22 protein-coding genes are annotated in these 17,220 nt (G+C 70.4%); 12 read left to right on the forward strand and 10 right to left on the reverse strand.

The features are described from left to right. Nucleotides 1–37: 37 nt before the first annotated feature. From O7634_RS03590 to O7634_RS03600, 3 genes are read right to left on the reverse strand one after another with little or no spacing between them, the layout of a single operon-like run. Nucleotides 38–577 carry a DUF1360 domain-containing protein gene (locus tag O7634_RS03590; protein WP_278148742.1) on the reverse strand — a complete coding sequence of 180 codons (540 nt, stop codon included), beginning with the start codon at nucleotides 575–577 and terminating at the stop codon, nucleotides 38–40. 47 nt (nucleotides 578–624) lie between these two features. Continuing rightward, nucleotides 625–957 (reverse strand): hypothetical protein, encoded by a 333-nt coding sequence (locus tag O7634_RS03595; RefSeq protein ID WP_278148743.1) that lies wholly within the window; start codon nucleotides 955–957, stop codon nucleotides 625–627. Beyond that, a complete protein-coding gene (locus O7634_RS03600; RefSeq protein ID WP_278148744.1) occupies nucleotides 957–1,295 on the reverse strand; it encodes a DUF6158 family protein in 339 nt (112 codons plus the stop codon). The genes O7634_RS03595 and O7634_RS03600 overlap by 1 nt, the downstream gene beginning before the upstream one ends. 134 nt (nucleotides 1,296–1,429) lie before the next feature. Between O7634_RS03600 and O7634_RS03605 the strand changes: the two genes are divergently transcribed. Both O7634_RS03605 and O7634_RS03610 read left to right on the forward strand, forming a co-directional pair. After that, nucleotides 1,430–1,852: a hypothetical protein gene (locus O7634_RS03605; RefSeq protein WP_278148745.1), complete on the forward strand. Its 423-nt coding sequence runs from the start codon at nucleotides 1,430–1,432 to the stop codon at nucleotides 1,850–1,852. A 25-nt stretch (nucleotides 1,853–1,877) separates the two neighbouring features. Beyond that, nucleotides 1,878–2,207 (forward strand): DUF3817 domain-containing protein, encoded by a 330-nt coding sequence (locus O7634_RS03610; protein ID WP_278148746.1) that lies wholly within the window; start codon nucleotides 1,878–1,880, stop codon nucleotides 2,205–2,207. Here O7634_RS03610 and O7634_RS03615 read toward each other — a convergent pair whose 3' ends face one another. Beyond that, nucleotides 2,208–2,729 carry a DUF6232 family protein gene (locus O7634_RS03615; RefSeq protein ID WP_278148747.1) on the reverse strand — a complete coding sequence of 174 codons (522 nt, stop codon included), beginning with the start codon at nucleotides 2,727–2,729 and terminating at the stop codon, nucleotides 2,208–2,210. A 501-nt stretch (nucleotides 2,730–3,230) separates the two neighbouring features. On the opposite strand from O7634_RS03615, the gene O7634_RS03620 reads away from it, so the two are divergent. Then, complete coding sequence (locus tag O7634_RS03620) at nucleotides 3,231–4,208, forward strand: NlpC/P60 family protein (RefSeq protein WP_278148748.1); 978 nt, start codon at nucleotides 3,231–3,233, stop codon at nucleotides 4,206–4,208. Nucleotides 4,209–4,280: 72 nt separating this feature from the next. Here O7634_RS03620 and O7634_RS03625 read toward each other — a convergent pair whose 3' ends face one another. From O7634_RS03625 to O7634_RS03640, 4 genes are all read right to left on the reverse strand, one after another. Beyond that, nucleotides 4,281–5,270, reverse strand: coding sequence for a sigma-70 family RNA polymerase sigma factor (locus O7634_RS03625; protein ID WP_278148749.1), 990 nt, complete (start codon nucleotides 5,268–5,270; stop codon nucleotides 4,281–4,283). A 376-nt stretch (nucleotides 5,271–5,646) separates the two neighbouring features. Continuing rightward, nucleotides 5,647–6,588: an N-acetylmuramic acid 6-phosphate etherase gene (gene murQ / locus O7634_RS03630; protein WP_278148750.1), complete on the reverse strand. Its 942-nt coding sequence runs from the start codon at nucleotides 6,586–6,588 to the stop codon at nucleotides 5,647–5,649. Next, a complete protein-coding gene (locus O7634_RS03635) occupies nucleotides 6,585–7,499 on the reverse strand; it encodes a MurR/RpiR family transcriptional regulator (RefSeq protein WP_278148751.1) in 915 nt (304 codons plus the stop codon). Before O7634_RS03635 ends, murQ begins: the two co-directional genes overlap by 4 nt. 75 nt (nucleotides 7,500–7,574) lie before the next feature. Continuing rightward, nucleotides 7,575–8,588, reverse strand: a complete 1,014-nt coding sequence (locus O7634_RS03640; RefSeq protein ID WP_278148752.1) for an NAD-dependent epimerase/dehydratase family protein — start codon at nucleotides 8,586–8,588, stop codon at nucleotides 7,575–7,577. Nucleotides 8,589–8,721: 133 nt separating this feature from the next. Here O7634_RS03640 and O7634_RS03645 point away from each other — a divergent pair, with 133 nt between their 5' ends. Next, the gene (locus O7634_RS03645) at nucleotides 8,722–9,414 is read left to right on the forward strand and encodes an SDR family NAD(P)-dependent oxidoreductase (protein WP_278153859.1); all 693 of its coding nucleotides are present in this window, start codon (nucleotides 8,722–8,724) and stop codon (nucleotides 9,412–9,414) included. On the opposite strand, the gene O7634_RS03650 is transcribed toward O7634_RS03645, so the two are convergent. Continuing rightward, the gene (locus O7634_RS03650) at nucleotides 9,399–10,082 is read right to left on the reverse strand and encodes a thymidylate kinase (protein ID WP_278148753.1); all 684 of its coding nucleotides are present in this window, start codon (nucleotides 10,080–10,082) and stop codon (nucleotides 9,399–9,401) included. The genes O7634_RS03645 and O7634_RS03650 overlap by 16 nt on opposite strands. A gap of 164 nt (nucleotides 10,083–10,246) precedes the next feature. Here O7634_RS03650 and O7634_RS03655 point away from each other — a divergent pair, with 164 nt between their 5' ends. The 5 genes from O7634_RS03655 (at nucleotide 10,247) to O7634_RS03675 (ending at nucleotide 12,664) form a co-directional block, all read left to right on the forward strand. After that, entirely contained in the window at nucleotides 10,247–10,831 is a 585-nt protein-coding gene (locus O7634_RS03655) for a nucleotidyltransferase (RefSeq protein WP_278148754.1), read from the forward strand. Then, the gene (locus O7634_RS03660; protein WP_278148755.1) at nucleotides 10,828–11,103 is read left to right on the forward strand and encodes a hypothetical protein; all 276 of its coding nucleotides are present in this window, start codon (nucleotides 10,828–10,830) and stop codon (nucleotides 11,101–11,103) included. The genes O7634_RS03655 and O7634_RS03660 overlap by 4 nt, the downstream gene beginning before the upstream one ends. A gap of 10 nt (nucleotides 11,104–11,113) precedes the next feature. Beyond that, nucleotides 11,114–11,890: a metallophosphoesterase gene (locus O7634_RS03665; RefSeq protein WP_278148756.1), complete on the forward strand. Its 777-nt coding sequence runs from the start codon at nucleotides 11,114–11,116 to the stop codon at nucleotides 11,888–11,890. Next, complete coding sequence (locus O7634_RS03670; protein ID WP_007464364.1) at nucleotides 11,881–12,024, forward strand: GPGG-motif small membrane protein; 144 nt, start codon at nucleotides 11,881–11,883, stop codon at nucleotides 12,022–12,024. The genes O7634_RS03665 and O7634_RS03670 overlap by 10 nt, the downstream gene beginning before the upstream one ends. Before the next feature lie 145 nt (nucleotides 12,025–12,169). Beyond that, a complete protein-coding gene (locus O7634_RS03675; protein ID WP_278148757.1) occupies nucleotides 12,170–12,664 on the forward strand; it encodes a TspO/MBR family protein in 495 nt (164 codons plus the stop codon). Between the two features lie 43 nt (nucleotides 12,665–12,707). Here O7634_RS03675 and O7634_RS03680 read toward each other — a convergent pair whose 3' ends face one another. Next, nucleotides 12,708–13,481: a peptidoglycan DD-metalloendopeptidase family protein gene (locus O7634_RS03680; RefSeq protein WP_278148758.1), complete on the reverse strand. Its 774-nt coding sequence runs from the start codon at nucleotides 13,479–13,481 to the stop codon at nucleotides 12,708–12,710. A gap of 251 nt (nucleotides 13,482–13,732) precedes the next feature. Between O7634_RS03680 and O7634_RS03685 the strand changes: the two genes are divergently transcribed. From O7634_RS03685 to O7634_RS03695, 3 genes are all read left to right on the forward strand, one after another. Next, nucleotides 13,733–15,079: an ABC transporter substrate-binding protein gene (locus O7634_RS03685; protein ID WP_278148759.1), complete on the forward strand. Its 1,347-nt coding sequence runs from the start codon at nucleotides 13,733–13,735 to the stop codon at nucleotides 15,077–15,079. A 70-nt stretch (nucleotides 15,080–15,149) separates the two neighbouring features. Then, nucleotides 15,150–16,196 carry a sugar ABC transporter permease gene (locus tag O7634_RS03690; protein ID WP_278148760.1) on the forward strand — a complete coding sequence of 349 codons (1,047 nt, stop codon included), beginning with the start codon at nucleotides 15,150–15,152 and terminating at the stop codon, nucleotides 16,194–16,196. Nucleotide 16,197: 1 nt separating this feature from the next. After that, entirely contained in the window at nucleotides 16,198–17,166 is a 969-nt protein-coding gene (locus O7634_RS03695) for a carbohydrate ABC transporter permease (RefSeq protein ID WP_278148761.1), read from the forward strand. Nucleotides 17,167–17,220: the final 54 nt, after the last annotated feature.

Genomic DNA, 17,220 nt, shown 5'->3' on the forward strand with positions numbered 1-17,220 from the left:
GGGGGCCGGCGGAGAAGCCGGCCCCCTTTCGCGTGCGTCAGTCGTCGTCGTGCTTGCCCTCGGCCGCCTGCTGCGCCGTCGCGTACGCCATCTGGAGGAAGTCGGACGCGGCGACCGCCGTCAGGGCGGTGGCCACCAGCCGGGTGAGCCGGGGCGCGAGCACCAGCCCGCCGGTCAGCCCGGTGGCCACCCAGACGGCCAGACAGAACGGGCAGCTCAGCAGTTCGCCGATCGCGTGCCGGGTCGAGCTGCCCGAGTCCCGGACCTGCTCCATCACCTCGCCACTGCCGATCGGGCGGTCGTACCGGGTGAACGGCGCCCGCAACGGGCTGGTCACCGCGTCTTTGGACAACAACCGGCTCAACTTGTGGGTGGCGATCGAGATCAGCACCACGTCGGCCGGCGCGGGACGCTCCGGCACCGGTCGGCCGGTCGCCTTGACCAGACCGGCGAGACCGCCGGTCACCCCGGCGTAGACGCCCATCGCCGCCAGGTAGCCGCCGAGTGGCCGGTGTTCGTGCGGCGCGTACGCCCGGCGCAGCCGCGCCGCCTTCTGTCGTAGGCCGGTGTCGGTCACCCGGTCTCCTCCCCGGTCGTGATGTCGTTCGATGGTGTCGGCGGGCCTCAGCCGGCCTGCAGGTTGTCCGCGACCTCGCGGTCCAGGTTGACGAGCGCCTCGTCGGCGAGCTGGTCGGGGTCCCCGTCGCCCGACCCCTCGGCGAGGTCGAGCTGTATGCGGGCGCCGCCGGAGTCCGCCGGATCCACCCGGATCTCGGCGGACCAGTCGGCGTCGCCGCTCCAGCGGGCACGCAACTCCTCGCCGTTGATCTCGGCCGCCGGGCTGCCGTCGCCGCGCAACGGCTCCGGCAGCCAGGCCGAGGCCCGGTCGGGGTCGGTGGCCGTGTTGAAGACCACCTCGGGCGGCGCGGACATGCCGCGCACCGCGCGGGCCGGCATCACGCGTCTCGCAGCCGGCTGGGATCGACCTCCCGGCCCGGGTGGCGGGCCAGGTACTCGGTCTCCAACTCGGCGGTCCGCCGCAGGTGGTTGGCGAGCGCCGAGTCCGCCGCGTGCCGCAGGGTGTCCAGGCGGGTGCGGTGCAGGCTGTGCATCTCGCGGATCAGGTCCTCGTCGGTCAACTCCGTCGGGTCGATGCCGGGCAGGTCACCGTCGAGACCCACGGCGCCGGCCGGGTCGGCGGCCTGGTCGCCGCTCCACTCGGCCACCCGCTGCTCCGGGCTCGTCTCGGTCCCGCCGCTGAACGGGACGCCGTCCTCGCGTACCGATCCGGTCATGATCGCCCCCCTTGATCTCGTTTGGGCTGGCGTCTAGACGATTGCCCAGGGGTGCTGACGCCAAACCACGCCGATCGGCCGACAACTACGACACGGTGTCGGAGACCGGCGGCCACCCCGGTACCCTCGGTGCCATGAGGCGGCTCTGGACCCCGGCGTGGATCGCGCGTCACGTGGCCATGGTCGTGCTGGTCGTGGGCTTCCTCGGCCTGGGTTGGTGGCAGGTCAGCCGGGCCGCGGCCGGCAACAGCCTGAGCTGGGGGTACGCGGTCGAGTGGCCGATCTTCGCCGGCTTCGTGGTCTACGTCTGGTGGCGCGAGGTGAAGCTCGCCCGACGCAGACCGGTGGAGCCCGAGACACCGTCGCCGGCCCCGACCGTCGAGCCGGCGCCCACCGTCGACGCCGGGTCCCGGCCGGCGGTCCGCCGACCGGTACGGGTCTCGAGGGCGCGGGTCGCCGACGACGTCGTCGAGGACACCGACCTGGCCGCCTACAACCGCTACCTGTCATGGTTGAACGCCAATCCGGGCGCCCGGCCCGGTGACTATCCCGGCTGAGCCGGGCTCGGAAGGACGGACGAAGGTGGGCGCTGCCCTTACCCGGTACCGCGTGATCGCCTGGATCGTGGGCGTGGTGCTGATCCTGCTGGTCGTGATCGGCATGCCGCTCAAGTACGCGTTCGACAACCCGGTCGTTGTCGAGACGGTGGGCCCGGCCCACGGTTTCCTCTACATGATCTACCTGGTGGCCGCATTCGACCTGAGCCGCCGTGCCGACTGGCCGCTGAAGCGGATGCTGCTGGTGATGCTCGCCGGCACCGTCCCGTTCGTCTCCTTCTACGCCGAGCGCCGGGTCAGCGCCTGGGTGGCCGCGCCGCGGCAGGAACGGGCACCGGAGCCGGTCGCCCACTGATCAGCGGTTGGGTCGCCACGGTTCGGCCGAGGCGAGCGGGTCCGTCCACCCGCCGTAGCGGTTGACCTCGCGGGCGCGCAGCAGCGCACGGGTGACCTGGCCGAACTGCCGTTCGTCGTCGGCGGTGAACAACAACGTCTCGGTCCCCTGGTGCCAGCCCCACAGCTCGTGCGGTGGTGGACGCCAGCGGTCGCCCACCACCGCGAGGGCGGCCGGGAGCAGGAAGACCGCGCCGAGGATGAGGTACGCCCCGGCGGTGAGGTGTTGCAGGCCACCGCTGAAGCCGAGCAGCAGCGCGACACCGCCGAGCATGCTGGCGGTGAGGACGACGGCCCGGACGGCGATCCGGTCGTGGGGACCCCGGGTGGTGCGCAGGTGGGTCAGGTCGGCGACCCGGTAGCTGGTCGACCCGACGGTGAACCGGTCGACGGTCACGATGATGCCGGGCCGCGCGTACAGCAGGGTCGTCCGGGCACCCGGCACCGTTCGCGGCGGTCGCGTCTTCGCGCCTTCACGATCCACGGTTCCTCCCGCGGGAGACGGGTTGGCCGAGCGGAACCACCGTCGACCGGCATCGCTACCGGTCGACGGGATTCCCGGCTTCGTCCTCATTGTGTTGCCGCAGCACCAGTCGACCTGTGCTTTTGCCGATCCGCGACACCTCGTGGCTCAGGCGACATCGGCAAGAAACGGCTTCCATTTCGGGTTTTGTCGGTTATGGCGAGCAGCTATCCGGCGGCATGCGCCCGGAACGACGAAAGTCGTATATCCGTCAAGCCTTCATCAAAGACGTGAAAGTGCCAGCACCGTACGTGTTACCAGTCACTGTGACGCCACCGGCACCGAGCGACACGCCGGGCGACTCTCCGCACTTCCGCCCCTGCTTCAACTGCGGACGACAGCCGTCCCGGGTTAGGTTGGGCGAGCCGGTCCGGCCCAGTGCCGTCCGCCCGGATGGCCCCGGCCGGTGCCGCCCGGGGCATCAGCAGCTCCGGCGGCCGTGGGAGAGGGGGCCCTCCGCTCTTGTCATCCCTGAGAAACCTGCTGCGCACCATGGCGCTGGCCGGCATGTCGGCCGCGCTGATCGCCCCGACGGCGGCAGCTCACGCCGAACCGTCCCCCGCCGAGCTGACCCAGCGGATCGAGACCTCCTCGGCCGAGCTGGAGCGGGTCGTCGAGTCGTACAACAAGCTCCGTGAGGAGATCAAGGCGAACGAGGCCGCGGCGGGCCGATTACAGACCCGCATCGGTCCCCTGGAACAACAGGTCGAGCAGAGCCGGGCCGACGTGGCCGAGTTGGCCACCACCGCGTACAAGAGCGGCGGCCTGCGTACCGCGGACGCCCTGCTGCGGCCCGGCGGTTCGTCGGCGCTGCTGGACCGGCTCGGCGCACTCGAACAGCTGACCCGGCAGCGACAGGAGCGCATCTCCGGCTTCACCGCTGACCAGCAGCGGCTGCTCGACGAGAAGACCCGCCTGGAAGCCACCCTGGCCCGGCAGGCCGCGCAGGCCCGAGAGCTCGCGGCGGGCAAGAAGCGGATCGAACAGGACCTGGCCAGGCTGTACGAGCTGCGCCGGCAGGCGTACGGGGCCGCCACCGAGCGACCCGAGCCGAAGGTGGCGGCCGCCGAGGCGAAGAACGTGCCAGCGGTGGCCGGCGCGGCCGGCACGGCGGTGCGCTACGCGTTCGGCGCGCTGGGCAAGCCGTACCAGTGGGCGAGCGACGGGCCGAACGGCTACGACTGCTCCGGGTTGACCTCGGCGGCGTGGCGGGCGGCCGGAAAGTCGCTACCGCACAACACGCGGATGCAGTGGAGCGCGGTGGCGCACATCGGTAGGAGCGACCTGAGCCCCGGCGACCTCGTCTTCTACAGCGGGCTCGGGCACGTCGCCCTCTACGTGGGCAACGGCCAGGTGATCGACGCGCCCAGCGCCGGTCGCAACGTGCTCAAGCGCGGCATGAACATGATGCCCATCCAGGGCTACGGTCGGGTCCGCTAGCCACCACCGGAAACGGCGAACGGCCGGCGTCCCCCTATCGGACGCCGGCCGTTCGCCGTCATTACTACCAGGTCAGGCCGCCTGCAACCCCTCGGCCCGAGCCAGCTCACGCAGCCGGCCGAGAGCCTGGATCTCGAGCTGGCGGATCCGCTCGCGAGACAGCGAGAACCGGGACGCGACCTCGGTGAGCGAGTGCTCCCGGCCGTCCTCCAGCCCGTAGCGGGCCCGCATGATGCCGGCGGACCGGTCGTCGAGGTGGTTGAGCAGACCCTCGATCCGCTGCCGCTCCAGGCCGCTCAGGACGATGTCCTCCGGCGACGGCGCGTCACTGTCGGCGACCAGGTCGCCGAGGTTGGTGTCGCCGTCGTCGCCCACCGGGGTGTCCAGCGAGACGGTGTCCTGCGACCAGCGGCGCAGCTCGTTGACCCGCTCGACGGTGACGCCGAGGGCCGCGGCGATCTGCTCCGGCTCCGGGTCGCTGCCCAGCTCGCGGGTCAACTGGCGGGCCACGTTGCGCATCCGGTTGACGTCCTCCACCAGGTGCACCGGCAGTCGGACGGTGCGCTCCTGCTGGGCGATCGCCCGGCTGATCGCCTGGCGGATCCACCAGGTGGCGTAGGTGGAGAACTTGTAGCCACGCTCGTAGTCGAACTTCTCGACCGCCCGGACCAGGCCGGTGTTGCCCTCCTGGATCAGATCCAGCATGGGCATGCCCGAGCGGACGTAGCGTCGGGCGATCGAGACGACCAGCCGGAGGTTGGCACGGATGAAGAGATCCTTCGCCCGTTCCCCCTCGACGACCAGCCACTCCAGGTCGGCCCGGTCCACACCGGTGGGGACGGCGTCCTCACCGAGCAGGTGCTCGGCGTAGAGGCCGGCCTCGATCGCCTTGGAGAGGTCAACCTCCTTGGCGGCGTCCAGCAGTGGCGTCCGGGAGATCTCGTGCAGGTAGACGCCGACCAGGTCGCGCTCCTCGGCAACCTCGTCGGTTCGCATGCCGATGTTCTTGTCCACGTTGCCCACGGTCCCCTCGCTCGCGCCGGTTGCCCGGTTCCTTGCCATTCCCCACGCCGTCAGCCCCTGGTAACTTCTGCTGTGCCCATCGGTGCTGACACCTACACAACAGATGAGACGTGTCGGGGATTCCATGTCGTGAGTCGAAAGTGTCACGAATGCCTGAGTAGTAGCTGAGAGCACGGTCCATGTTTGCTGTCAGCATCCCGCCGGGTGGCTCGCCACTGGGCACCACGTACGGGTTACCGCACCATGGCAACACCGCCCGCCGTGGGGGCACAGCGACCCGGGTCACCACCCGGCTGCGATTCTGGTCACTGCCAGATACGCACCCGGGAAGCGGTCGGTTCATCCACGAGGGTGTTATTACCCCCCGGCCGAATGAACAATCCGGAGGCTGATTCGCTTCCCGGGGCGAGCGGCCCTAGTGAGCCAGCAGTGCGAGCGCGCCGCGGACCTGGTCGGCCGAGCGCGCCAACGCGGCCCGGGCGGCGTCGATCTCGGCGCCCGAGACGAGTGAGACCAGGGCGGTCTTCAGGTCGCCGTCGGCCTGCGCGAGAGCCTGCCGGGAGACCTCCTCGGAGCAGCCGGTGGCCTCGACCAGAATCGAGATCATTCGGCCGCGGAGTTTGGCGTTGGTGGCGACCATGTCGATCATGAGGTTCGAGTAGACCCGACCCAGGCGCACCATGACGGCTGTCGAGAACGTGTTGAGCACCAACTTCTGCGCGGTGCCCGCCTTCATCCGCGTCGACCCGGTGACCACCTCGGGTCCGGTGTCCACCCCGATGAACACGTCGACCGACCGGGCGGCCTCGGCCTCCGGATTGGCGCACAGCAGCACCGTGGAGGCGTCCGTGGCGCGGGCCGCGGCGAGCGCCCCGAGGACGTACGGCGTGCGTCCGCTGGCCGCCAGGCCGACCACCAGGTCCCCGGCGCGTACGCAACCGGCCGCCTCGACCGCGCCTCCCCGATCGTCGTCCTCGGCGTCCTCCACGGCGCGCCACATGGCGTCCGGCCCGCCGGCCAGGTGGGCGCAGAACCAGTGCCGGGGCGAGTTGAAGGTGGGGGCCAACTCGGCCGCGTCGAGCACGCCCAGCCGGCCGGAGGTGCCCGCGCCGAAGTAGTGCACCCGGTGGCCGCCGCGCAGGGCCGCGACCGCCAGGTCGACGGTCGTGGCGATCTCGTCGAGCACCGCGGCGACGGCCGCCGGCACCCGCCGGTCCGCCTCGTTGATCACGGTGAGCACGTCCCGCGTCGACATCAGGTCGAGGTCGACGCTGAGCGGGTTACGCCGTTCGGTGGGGGCGCCGACCCGGACGGTCGGGCGGGTGGGCGGTGCGGGCAGGTCCGCACCCGCCGTCATGCCCGCCTCCGGTTCGCACCCACCCGGTGCGACTGGACGGCCTCGGCGGTCGCCTCGAGGGCCTTGCGGGCCCGGGCCCGGTTGCGGGCGGCCACCCCGACGAAGAGGCAGTCGACGACGGTGAGCTGGGCCAGTCGGCTGGCCGTCGCGCCCGATCGGTAGGTGGTTTCCCGGGCGGCCGTGGTCAGCACGAAGTCGGCCACCTCGGCGATGGGCGAGCGGGGGAAGTTGGTCAGCGCCACGGTGGCGGCGCCGCGCGTACGCGCCTGCTCCAACACCTCGATCACGTCCGAGGTGGTGCCGGTGTGCGAGATGCCGATCGCCACGTCGCCCCGGCCCAGCAGGGCGGCCGAGGTCAGCGCGGTGTGCACGTCGGGGAAGTAGAAGGCGATCCGGCCGATGCGGTGCAGCTTCTGCTGGAAGTCGGAGGCGACGAACCCGCTGGCGCCGGCGCCGTAGATGTCGATCCGTCCGGCGCCGCTGATCGCCTCGACCACCTGCTCGCACACGGCCGGGTCGAGTTGTTCGGCGGTTTCCTCGACCGCGCGGGCGTCGTTGAACGCGATCGTGGCGATGATCTGGGCGAGATCGGCGCCGGGCGGGATGTCGCCGCCGACCACCCGGGCGTCCGGCGGCTCGACCCGGCGGGCGGCCTCGGCGGCGAGGCGGATGCGCAGCTGGGGGTACCCGTCCATGCCCACCGAGCGGCAGAAACGGATGACTGTCGCCTCGGACGTCTCCGCTGCGGTGGCGAGGTCCGTGATCGTGCGTCGGGCGGCGGCGGCCGGATCGGAGACGACCAGCCGGGCAACCCGCTGCTCCGCGGGAGACAGCGACGGCAGGAGCCCGCTGATGTGGACGATCAGCCCACCGGGCTCATTGCTCGCAGAAATCTTCGGACTCTTCGCCACGGGTGAAACTTACTTTCACCAAGCGTGAGCGTCAACCATGACTGTCCGAGGTGGGGGAAAGTGTCGGCGCCGGGATCACCGGTCCCGCACAGCGTGCCACTTCCGCAGGATCTCCGCCTCATCCGCCGGGTCGAGTCCACCCTGCCGGACGGCGTCCGGGTGCGCTGTCATCCAGGACGCGGTCGCCCGAACGGTGTCGGGCAACGGACGGATGACCAGCCCGGCGGCCACGGCGGCGGAGACGTCGCGGTCCATCAGACCGGCGGACTCCGGCAGGCGCACCCAGAGCGGCAGGGCCCGCTCGCCCCACCACTCGCGGACGTCGTGCGCCGTGAGGAAGTCCTGGTCGACCCAGGTGAGCAGCGGCTCGGCCACACCCAGGCCGGCGGCCACCCCGGCCAGCATCTCCGCCCGCGACATCGTCGGCCCGGTGCCGTCGTACGTGCCACCGAGCCGGACGGCGGCGGCGTGCAGCAGCCAACCGGCCAGATCCTCGGCGTCCACGAACTGCACCCGATCGGTCGGCGCTCCTGGAGCCAGCACCTCGCCACCGGCCGCCAACCGCCGCACCCAGTACGGGAAGCGGCCGCTGGAGTCCTCCGGGCCGACGAGCAACCCGGCGCGACAGATGAACGAGCGATCCTCCCCGACCCGGTCCCGCACCATCTCCTCGATGCTGACCTTGCACTCGCCGTACCCGCTGAAGTCCGGGCCCGGCCCGTCCACGTCCGGCGCGGCGGGCGGCAACAGCGGCGTGTTCGACGTGGAGAGACCCGGGGTGGCGTGGTCGGCGTAGACCGAGATGGTGGACACGAAGGACCAGTGGGCAACCCGGTCGGCGAGCACGGCGAGCGCGTGGCGGGCGTGATTGATCTGGCGGGTCACGTCCACGACGGCGTCGAATCCCGTGTCGGCGAGCGGGCGGAGCGCGTCGGGGTCGTCCCGGTCCACCGGCACGAACCGGACCCCGGCCGGCGCGACGCCGGACACGCCCCGGGCGGCGCAGGTCACCTCGTGGCCCTGGGCGACGGCGAGCCGGGCCAACGCCCGGCCGAAGAACTGGGTGCCACCGAGAATGAGAATCCGCATCCGCCGATCCTGCACCCCGCATCCCCGAACAACCCCAGGGCTTAGCCGACAGCAGACCGTGATCATGAAGTTGTTGCCACTCGGCACGGCGTGTCTCGGCAACAACTTCATGATCAACGGGGAGAGTCCGGGGGTGGGAGAGAGCAGCGTTCTGGTTACCGGGGGGTCAGGCGGTTTGGGCGGGGCGGTGGTTGGCGCCTTCGCCGGGGCGGGGTGGCGGGTGGTCGTACCGCAGCGAACGGCCCGGCCCGGGTCGGGGCCGGCGGCGGACGACCTGGTCCGGGTGGTCGCGGACCTGGCCGAGCCGTCGGGCGCCGCGCGGGCGGTCGACGTCGCCGCCGGCGAGCCGGCCGCGCCGCTGCGGGCGGTGGTCAATCTGGTCGGGGGGTACGCCGGCGGCGGGCTGGTGCACGAGACGCCGGTCGAGGAGTTCGAGCGGATGTTCACCGTCAACCTCCGGCCGACCTACCTGGTCACCCAGGCGGCGCTGCCACACCTGGTGGCGGCCGGCGGTGGCGCTGTGGTCTGTGTCTCGTCCCGGGCGGCGCTGGCCCCGTTTCCCGGCGCGGCCGGCTACGTGGCGGCCAAGGCGGCGGTGCTGGCGTTCGCCAACGCGGTGGCCGTCGAGTACCGGTCCCGGAACGTGCGCTGCAACACAGTGCTGCCCAGCGTCATCGACACCCCGGCGAACCGGGCGGCCCAGCCCGACGCCGACCACTCCCGCTGGGTGACCCCGGAGGAGATCGCCCCGGTGGTCCGGTTCCTCGCGTCGGCGGACTCCGCGCCGACCAGCGGCGCCACCGTTCCGGTCTACGGGCGGGCCTGAGCCACCAACGGGCCGACGTCGTCGCCGCCGCTCGGCGACGGCAGCCAGCCCACCAGGTGGGACTGGATCTGCTCGGTCACCTCCTCGGCCGGGCGGCCCGCGTCCACCAGCACGAAGGTCGGGTACTCGGGAAGCGTCCGGTAGGCGGTGTCCGCCGCCGTCAGCCAGCTCATCGTCTCGTGGTCGGTGCCGCGTTCCTCGATCCGCCGGTACGCCTCGGCGGGGTCGACGGAGAGCAGGAACGTCACCTGCGGTGTCGGGAACAGTCGGTAACCGGCCCTGGCGAGCCGCTCCCACCGTTGCCCGCCGTGCGCCCTGATGCTCGCGTACTGGCAGGCCGAGTACCGGTCCATGACCGCTGTCCGTCCGGTGATCAGGCAACTGACCAGCGCGAGGGCGATGGCGAGCCAGCGCAGCACCGACTCCACGGCGAGGACGCCGTCGCGCCCGACGAGTCGTTGCGCGTCCGGCCGGCCCAGTCGGCGGGCGATCCGGCCGAGCCAGCGTCGCCCGCTGGCGTTGCGGCGGTAGGTGGCGGGGCGTCCGGCGGCGTTCAGCGCGTCGGCCAGCCGGTGCGCCTGGGTGGTCTTGCCTGAACCGTCGATGCCGATCAGGGCGACGGTGCGCAACCGGGCCCTCCGTCGTCGCATCCCCGATGATCTGGCCACCCTCCACAGGTTATCCGAACGCCGCATACCCCCTGTCCGATTTGTGGGCCTTGATTCCGGTTGGCACCCGACCGCGACGCCGGGAGGTGTGGCCGACCGGAATGCCGGGTACCGGAGTTCGAAACCCAACCGCCGGTCCACCGATACGACGACGGGAGATCCAGATGGCTGAGCGCGGGGACGAGAGTCTGGTGCACACCCTGAAAAAGGTCGCCGCCGTGCTCAAGCAGTCCGAGATCCCGTTCGCCCTGGGCGGCAGCTTCGCCGTGTACGCCCACGGCGGCCACTCCAGCGAGCACGACGTCGACTTCCTGATCCGGGAGGTGGACGTCGAGCCGGCGTTGGAGGCGCTGGTGGCGGCCGGCTTCGTCGCCGAGCGGCCGCCGGAGGACTGGCTGGTGAAGGTCTTCGACGACGGCCGGATGGTCGACCTGATCCACCGCCCGATCGAGACCCCGGTGACCGAGGAGACGTTCGCCGACACCGTCATCCGGCCGGTGGACGCGATCCACATGCCGGTGCTCTCCGCCACCCAGCTGATGGTGCACAAACTGCTCAGCTTCTCCCAGCACTACTGCGACTTCGCCCGTGGCCTGCCGCTGGCCCGGTCACTGCGGGAGCAGATCGACTGGGAACGGGTACGCAAGGAGACGCAGCACTCGCCGTACGCCGAGGCGTTCCTGGTGCTGCTGGACCGGCTGGAGGTGGTGTCGGTAGCCGGCACCCAGCCAGGAGAGGGGACATCGTGACCCACGATCGCGACATCGACACCGCGCCGCCGGACGAGTACGTCGAGGCCGAGATCCAGCGGCTGCTCGCCGAGGACCCGGCCGTGGCCGAGCAGGGGATCACAGTGGTCCGCCGGGAGAGCACCCTCGTGCTGTACGGCGAGGTGGAGAGCCCGCACCGACGGGAGGAGATCCTGCGTCGGGTGGCCGAACGTTTCCCGGACGTGCCGATCACCAGCGATATCGGGGTGATCCGCGTCCAGGCGCCCACGGAGATCGAGCAACTGCCCTGAGGGAGGTTTCATGGTGATCCGGATCGCCGCCGTGGGCGACGTGCATCTGGACCAGGACGTGGTCGGGCGGTTCCGGCCGGCGTTGGAGGAGCTGCCGGAGTGCGCCGACGTGCTGCTGCTGGCCGGGGACCTGACCCGGCACGGCACCGAGGCCGAGGCGCGCTGCGTGGCGGAGGAGTTCGGCGGGTTGGCGGTGCCGGTGGTGACGGTGCTCGGCAACCACGACCACCAGTGCGACCAGGTGCCGCAGGTGGTCAAGGTGCTCCAGGACGCGGGCATCACAGTGCTGGAGGGCAACGGCGTCGTCCTGGACTGCGCCGGCGGCCGGCTGGGCATCGCCGGCGTCAAGGGCTTCGGCGGCGGGTTCGCCGGGCGGTGCGCGAGCGACTTCGGCGAGCCGGAGATGAAGTCCTTCGTCCGCACCACCACCGAGAGCGCGGACAGCCTGGGCGCCGCGCTGCGTTCGCTGGACTGCGACCTGCTCGTCGCCCTCACCCACTACGCGCCGGTGCCGGACACGCTGGTCGGCGAGCCACTGGAGATCTACCCCTTCCTCGGCTCGTACCAGCTGGGTCAGGCGATCGACTCCGCGCCCACCGCGCTTGCCCTGCACGGGCACGCGCACGCCGGCAGCGAGCGCGGCACGACCCCCGGCGGGGTTCGGGTCCGCAACGTGGCGCACCCGGTGATCAAGCAGGCGTACAGCGTCTTCCACGTGGGCGATCAACTCGAGACCGACCAGGTTTCCCCGATCGGTTCGTCGGGTATTCAGCGGCCATGGAGCTGATTCTCTGGATTCTCGCAGTCGTACTCGTGGTCGCCGGCATTCTCGCGCTGTTCCGCCGGCAGATCCTGTGGGGCATCGTCCTCATCGTCGTCGGGCTGTTGGTCGGCCCGGGTGGCGTCAGCATCTTCAATTGACCTCCGCACCACATAACCGCACCGGGACCCGCCGGGGTCGCCGCGACCGGAGCTTCGTCCTCCCGACAGAAGCACCGGCCGCAGCGGCCCCGGCGCTTTCGTCGTGCCAGGTTTGCGTTCCCGCCCCCGCGGAAATATCTCGACCATGAAGACATCTCGGGAGGCGCCGGCCGCGACCGGCCGACGGACCTGGTGGGCCCTCGCCGGCTTCGCGGCGGCGGTCTTCGTGGCGGCCGCCATCGGCGGCCTGGGCGTGCAGGGCACCACCGAGGAGTACGCGAACCTGCGACAGCCCGGCTGGGCGCCACCCTCGTGGCTGTTCGGCCCGGTCTGGTCGCTGCTCTACGCGCTGATCGCGGTGGCCGGTTGGCTGGTGTGGCGCCGGGTCGGCTTCTCCCCCGCCCTCTGGGCCTGGACCGCCCAACTGGTCCTCAACGCGATCTGGACGCCGCTCTTCTTCGGCGCGGGGCAGTACGGGCTCGCGTTCGCCGAGATCGTGGTGATGTGGCTGGCGATCGGGCTCACCGTGGTGCTGTTCGCCAGGGTGTCCCGGGTCGCGGCGGCGCTGCTGCTGCCCTACTGGGCCTGGGTCACCTTCGCCGCCGCGCTGAACCTGTCGATCTGGCGGCTGAACGCCTGACCGACGGTGGCCCCGCACACCGGGAACCACCGCCGGCCTCCGCTCAGCAGCGGGGGACGTTCGGGATATAGCCGTCGTGACCGGTGTAGACGTACGCGTCGGCGATGTACCGGCCACTGCCGATCCGGTCCCAGATCGAGCTGGTGCCGAACGTGCCGGTGACCGAGGTGCCGCTGGTCTGGCACGCGATGGTCACCCGGGTGCCGTCGGCGACGGTGCCCACCGAGGCGTACCCGGTGCCGGGCCCGGAGCGGACGGTCAGTGGCGTGCCGCTGGTGTCGACGGTGCCGTTGCCGCTGCCCGAGGAGCACCCGTTGCCGCTGGTGTAGCTCTTGGTGCCCCAGTACAGCGCCAGGGTGCCGTTGAAGCGGACCTGGATGTCGGCGCCGTTGAGGCGCTGCTCGTAGTGCAGGTGCGGGCCGGTGGAGCCGCCGGTGCTGCCGACCCAGCCGATCACCTTGCCGTAGCCGACGGTCTGCCCGACCGAGACGTTGAAGCCGCTGAGGTGCGCGTAGTACGTGCTGTAACCGCCCCCGTGGTTGATTCGGACATATTTGCCATAACTGGTGCCGCCGAGGTCGGTCACCCGGTCGACGGTCCCCGGGGCACTGGCGACCACCGGGTCGCCCTGGTCGTCGGTGCGGTTGAAGTCGACGGCGTACGCCGGGCTGTGGTCCGACCGGGTCTGCCCGGACCAGGTCTGTCCGCACGGGAACGGCACCTTGAAGGTCGGCGCGGCCAGTGCCGGACTCGCCGGCACCAGTGTTCCCCCGACGAGCAGACCCGTCACCAGCAGGCTCATCCACCGCTTACGCATACAGCTCCTCCTATGTCGAAAACCTTCGATGAGGTTGCTACAGCCTGACAGATATCGCCAATCTTCGAAAGAGTCCCCCGCGCGGCCCGCCAGAGCGCTCACCAGGCAACTCCGAGGTTTCCGGATTGTTACTCGCTCGTGTCTGGCAGGGGGTGGACCGAACCGGATGCAAGCGCTTACATGTGTGCACGCCCAATCGGACCGGCGACGGGTCACCAGCAGAGACCGCGCCGGCTAGGAAGGAGGACGGCATGGCGGTCTTCACCAGACCACGCCAGGCCTTCGTGATCGCCGGTGCACTCGGGCTGGCGCTCAGCGCCACCGCCTGTGGCACCGGTAACGACAAGAAGAGCGACAAGGCAGGCTCCGCGGAGTGCGCCGCGTACGAGAAGTACGAGGGCAACGACGGCAAGAAGGTCTCCATCTACGCGTCCATCCGTGACGCCGAGGCCGACCTGCTGGAGCGGTCGTGGTCGCAGTTCACCGACTGCACCGGCATCGAGATCGCCTACGAGGGCAGCGGTGAGTTCGAGGCGCAGCTCCCGGTCCGCGTCGACGGCGGCAACGCGCCGGACATCGCCTTCGTGCCCCAGCCGGGCCTGGTGAAGCGGTTCGCCGACGCCGGCAAGCTCAAGCAGCTCGGCGCCGACACCAAGGCGCTCGCCGAGCAGAACATGCCGGCCGACTGGCTGAAGTACGGCACCGTCAACGGGACGCTCTACGGCGTGCCGCTCGGCGCCAACGTGAAGTCGTTCGTCTGGTACTCGCCGAAGACGTTCACGGAGAAGGGCTGGGAGGTCCCGCAGACCTGGGACCAGCTCATCGCCCTGAGCGACAAGATCGCCGCCAGCGGCATGAAGCCGTGGTGCGTGGGCGTCGAGTCCGGTGACGCCACCGGTTGGCCGGCCACCGACTGGATCGAGGACGTGATCCTGCGGACCCAGGGTCCCGAGGTCTACGACCAGTGGACCACCCACAGCATCCCGTTCAACGACCCGAGGATCGTCGACGCGGTGGACCGCGCCGGCAGCATCCTCAAGAACGACAAGTACGTCAACGGCGGCTTCGGCGGCGTCAAGAGCATCACCACCACCGCCTTCCAGGAGGCGGGCCTGCCGGTGACCACCGGCAAGTGTGCGATGCACCGTCAGGCGTCGTTCTACGCCAACCAGTTCCCCGAGGGCACCAAGGTGGCCCAGGACGGCGACGCGTTCGCCTTCTACTTCCCGACCATCGACCCGGCCAAGGGCAAGCCGGTGCTGGGCGCGGGCGAGTTCGTCGTCGCCTACGCCGACCGTCCCGAGGTCCAGGCGGTGCAGACCTACCTCGCCTCCGCCGAGTACGTGAACAGCCGCGCGAAGCTCGGCAACTGGGTCACGGCGAACAACAAGCTGGACATCGCCAACGTGGCCAGCCCGATCGACAAGCTCTCCGTCCAGATCCTCCAGGACAAGACGGGCACCTTCCGCTTCGACGGATCCGACCTCATGCCGGCCGCCGTCGGCGCGGGGACGTTCTGGAAGGGCATGGTCGACTGGCTGAACGGCAAGCAGACCGCTCCGGTGCTCCAGGGCATCGAGAGCAGCTGGCCTAAGTGATCCCGGCGGTGGCCCGGTCCGCGTGCGCGGGCCGGGCCACCGGCCGCCGTGGACCCGAGAGGGAGGGTTGATGGAGTTCGACTTCGCCGATGAGCAGCCGAAGCTCCTCATGCTGATGTACGGGCTGGTCGCCTTCGTGCTGGTGGTGGGCGGTCTGCTCCTGCTGCTCGACGTGGTGCCGGCCTGGTTCGCCAGGCGACGGGAGGCGCAGCTCGTCGCCGCCTCCACGAGTGGAGCTCCACTCACCCGCCGACCCCGACAGCGGGAGGGGCTCTTCGCGCTGTTCTTCCTGCTGCCGACGCTGCTGCTGCTCACCGTCGGTCTGGTCGTTCCGGCCATCCGTACCCTGCTGCTCTCCCTGATGAACGGGAGCAGCACCGAATGGGTGGGGCTGCGCAACTACGGCTTCCTGTTCTCCGACGACGCGATGCTCCGGGTCCTGATCAACACCCTGGTCTGGGTCCTGCTGGTGCCGTTGGTGGCGACCGCGTTCGGCCTGATCTACGCCGTTATGGTGGACAAGGCCCGGTTCGAGGCGGTGGCCAAGTCACTGATCTTCCTGCCGATGGCGATCTCGTTCGTCGGCGCGAGCATCATCTGGAAGTTCGTCTACGCCTACCGCGGCGAGGGCGACCAGATCGGTCTGCTCAACCAGATCGTCGTCAGCCTGGGCGGCGAGCCGAAGCAGTGGCTGCTCGAGTCACCGCTCAACACGCTCCTGCTGATCGTCATCATGGTGTGGATCCAGGCCGGTTTCGCGATGGTGGTGCTCTCCGCGGCGATCAAGGCGATCCCCGCCGACATCGTCGAGGCCGCCCGGCTCGACGGGGTCAGCCCGTGGCAGATGTTCTGGCAGATCACCATGCCGAGCATCCGGCCGGCGCTGATCGTCGTGATGGTGACGCTCACCATCGCCACGCTCAAGGTCTTCGACATCGTCCGGACCTCGACCAACGGCAACTACGACACCAGCGTGATCGCCAGCGAGATGTACAACCAGGCCTTCCGGTACGGCCAGAACGGGCAGGGCTCCGCGCTCGCGGTCTTCCTCTTCATCCTGGTCATCCCGGTCGTGATCTACCAGATCCGCAACCTCCGTCAGCAGCGGGAGGGCTGAGATGACCACTGCAACGCCCACCGTCGCCGCCGGCACCCAGAAGACCGGCGGCACCCCGTCCACGACGGCCGGCCGGGTCCGCAAGCGGCTGAACAGCCGCACCGCGACGCTCGTCTCGGTCGTCATCGCGGTGGTCTGGACCATCCCGACCTTCGGTCTGCTCATCTCCTCCCTCCGACCGGAGGACGAGATCAAGACCACCGGCTGGTGGACGGCGTTCACCAACCCGCAGTTCACGTTCGAGAACTACGAGCAGGTCCTGTTCGGGCGGTCGGCGTCCTCCGGGCAGCTCGCCGGGTCCTTCATCAACTCCCTGGCGATCACCATCCCGTCGGTGCTCTTCCCGCTGGCCTTCGCCTGTCTCGCCGCGTACGCCCTGGCCTGGATCAACTTCCGCGGCCGGGACTGGGTCTACATCGCGATCTTCGCGTTGCAGATCGTGCCGTTGCAGATGGCCCTGGTGCCGCTGCTGAAGTTCTTCTCCACCGGCGTCACCCTCGGCGGCGTCACACTGATGCCGGCCTGGGACCTTGTCGACGAGCAGAAGTTCGCCCAGGTGTGGTTCGCGCACACCTGCTTCGCGCTTCCGTTCGCCGTCTTCCTGCTGCACAACTTCATCTCGCAACTGCCGGGCGATCTGATGGAGGCGGCCCGGGTCGACGGGGCCACCCACCCGAAGATCTTCCGCACCATCGTGCTGCCGCTGATCACCCCGGCGCTGGCGGCGTTCGCCATCTTCCAGTTCCTCTGGGTCTGGAACGACCTGCTGGTCGCGCTGATCTTCGCCGGAGGCACCGACGAGACCGCCCCACTGACCGTCCGACTCGCCGAGATGGCCGGCACCCGGGGCAACGAGTGGCAACGGCTCACCGCGGGCGCGTTCGTCTCGATCGTCGTACCCCTCATCGTGTTCCTGTCCCTACAGCGCTTCTTCGTGCGAGGTCTGCTCGCCGGCAGCGTCAAGGGTTGACCCCCGCCCGCCGCCGCCCGGCCCCTCGGGCGGCGGCGGGCGCGTTGGGCACCC

This window comes from Micromonospora sp. WMMD1120 (genome assembly GCF_029626235.1).
GTDB lineage: Bacteria > Actinomycetota > Actinomycetes > Mycobacteriales > Micromonosporaceae > Micromonospora.

Excerpts from the sequence above, each read along its gene's own strand:
- O7634_RS03595 (WP_278148743.1), bottom strand. The coding sequence starts at position 957 with ATGCCGGCCCGCGCGGTGCGCGGCATGTCCGCGCCGCCCGAGGTGGTC.
- O7634_RS03600 (WP_278148744.1), bottom strand. The coding sequence starts at position 1,295 with ATGACCGGATCGGTACGCGAGGACGGCGTCCCGTTCAGCGGCGGGACC.
- O7634_RS03605 (WP_278148745.1), top strand. The coding sequence starts at position 1,430 with ATGAGGCGGCTCTGGACCCCGGCGTGGATCGCGCGTCACGTGGCCATG.
- O7634_RS03625 (WP_278148749.1), bottom strand. The coding sequence starts at position 5,270 with ATGGCAAGGAACCGGGCAACCGGCGCGAGCGAGGGGACCGTGGGCAAC.
- murQ (WP_278148750.1), bottom strand. The coding sequence starts at position 6,588 with ATGACGGCGGGTGCGGACCTGCCCGCACCGCCCACCCGCCCGACCGTC.
- O7634_RS03640 (WP_278148752.1), bottom strand. The coding sequence starts at position 8,588 with ATGCGGATTCTCATTCTCGGTGGCACCCAGTTCTTCGGCCGGGCGTTG.
- O7634_RS03655 (WP_278148754.1), top strand. The coding sequence starts at position 10,247 with ATGGCTGAGCGCGGGGACGAGAGTCTGGTGCACACCCTGAAAAAGGTC.
- O7634_RS03665 (WP_278148756.1), top strand. The coding sequence starts at position 11,114 with ATGGTGATCCGGATCGCCGCCGTGGGCGACGTGCATCTGGACCAGGAC.
- O7634_RS03670 (WP_007464364.1), top strand. The coding sequence starts at position 11,881 with ATGGAGCTGATTCTCTGGATTCTCGCAGTCGTACTCGTGGTCGCCGGC.
- O7634_RS03675 (WP_278148757.1), top strand. The coding sequence starts at position 12,170 with ATGAAGACATCTCGGGAGGCGCCGGCCGCGACCGGCCGACGGACCTGG.
- O7634_RS03680 (WP_278148758.1), bottom strand. The coding sequence starts at position 13,481 with ATGCGTAAGCGGTGGATGAGCCTGCTGGTGACGGGTCTGCTCGTCGGG.
- O7634_RS03685 (WP_278148759.1), top strand. The coding sequence starts at position 13,733 with ATGGCGGTCTTCACCAGACCACGCCAGGCCTTCGTGATCGCCGGTGCA.
- O7634_RS03690 (WP_278148760.1), top strand. The coding sequence starts at position 15,150 with ATGGAGTTCGACTTCGCCGATGAGCAGCCGAAGCTCCTCATGCTGATG.
- O7634_RS03695 (WP_278148761.1), top strand. The coding sequence starts at position 16,198 with ATGACCACTGCAACGCCCACCGTCGCCGCCGGCACCCAGAAGACCGGC.